This is a genomic window from Mesorhizobium sp. M4A.F.Ca.ET.050.02.1.1 (assembly GCF_003997725.1).
Lineage (GTDB): Bacteria > Pseudomonadota > Alphaproteobacteria > Rhizobiales > Rhizobiaceae > Mesorhizobium.
Genome location: NZ_RZSG01001151.1, coordinates 1 through 1371, shown reverse-complemented (window position 1 = coordinate 1371; position 1371 = coordinate 1). Strand labels below are relative to the sequence as shown.

Sequence of the window (1371 nt, the reverse complement as noted above, 5' to 3'; positions counted from 1 at the left end):
CGCCAGGCGTGGCGTGTGGTCGCTCAAAGATGCGCGCGACATCCTGAACAGGCTGGTCGGCACGCTCAGCGACTGGACGGCGCTGGACAGTTTCCTGATCGAGTATCTCGCGGCGCCGGAGGAGCGGCGCACGGCGGTCGCCAGCTCCTTCGCCGCGACGCTCGAACTGGTGCGTGAGGGCAAATTGGACTTGCGGCAGGAGCAGGTGTTCGCGCCGATCTATCTGCGCGGCCGCGCGCAAGGCATAAAGGCAGTCGAGGTGGTAGCATGAGCGAACGCGCCAACGCTTCGGTCATTCCGTTCAAGGTCGAGGACGAGGCCGAGGAACCTGCGGTCGAGCAGGCTTGCGTCGAGAATCCGGCCGAGCGGCTCGCTCTGGCGGAAGCCGTGCGCATGGCCGAGGCAATCATCTTCGCCAGCGCCGAGCCGGTCAGCGAAAAGCAGCTTGCCGCACGTCTGCCCGACGGCATCAACGTCACCGCTGCTATGGCCGACCTGCAGCAGATCTATGCCAGGCGCGGCGTCAATCTGGTGCGTGTCGGCGATGCCTGGGCCTTCCGTACCGCCGGCGATCTCGCCTTCCTGATGAGCCGCGACACCATCCAGCAAAGGAAGCTCTCCCGCGCGGCGCTCGAAGTGCTGGCGATCATCGCCTATCACCAGCCGGTGACGCGGGCCGAGATCGAGGACATCAGAGGCGTCGAAACCTCCAAGGGCACGCTCGACACGCTGATGGAGACGGAATGGATCAGGATGCGCGGCCGACGCCGTACGCCCGGCCGTCCCGTCACCTACGGCACGACGGACGCCTTCCTCGATCATTTCGCGCTGGAGGAGATCCGCGATCTTCCCGGCATGGAGGAACTGAAAGGCGCCGGGCTGCTTTCGACCCGCATGCCATCGAATTTCTCCGTGCCGCTGCCGCCGGCCGACCCTGACGCGCTGACCGAGGACGAGGATGCATTGACCGACATCGACCTCGAGGAACTCGGCCTGTTGACGCCGCGCGTCACGGAAGATTGACCCGTAAGATCCGTTGAAAACGGGCGGCAGGCGATGGGCTGCGCGGATTCGTAGCGGGCACTCGCGGCAAAAGTGCGTGACTTCCGACCGCCTTTCATCAACTCTGTTGCGGTTGTGTTTGAATCCCAACGCGAAAACGCATAGATCATCGCCAGGGAAATCATTCGAGAGAGAGTAGCTATGGGTTCGTTTTCGATTTGGCACTGGATGATCGTGCTGGTGATCGTGCTGCTGGTGTTCGGCCGCGGCAAGATTCCCGAGCTGATGGGCGACATGGCCAAGGGCATCAAGAGCTTCAAGAAGGGCATGGCCGACGACGACGCTGACGACAAGCGCACCGTCGAGCAC

The 1371-nt window shown here is 63.6% G+C and carries 2 protein-coding genes and 1 pseudogene; all 3 read left to right on the top strand.

Annotation, left to right across the window (positions count from 1 at the left end):
- A pseudogene (locus tag EOA33_RS35865) lies at positions 1–271 on the top strand (segregation/condensation protein A); the annotation flags it as partial.
- Entirely contained in the window at positions 268–1023 is a 756-nt protein-coding gene (gene scpB, locus EOA33_RS35860; protein ID WP_126054199.1) for an SMC-Scp complex subunit ScpB, read from the top strand. The pseudogene EOA33_RS35865 and the gene scpB, both read left to right, overlap by 4 nt.
- A gap of 180 nt (positions 1024–1203) precedes the next feature.
- Positions 1204–1371: twin-arginine translocase TatA/TatE family subunit (locus EOA33_RS35855; protein ID WP_127407733.1), on the top strand; the 168-nt coding region annotated here is incomplete at its 3' end.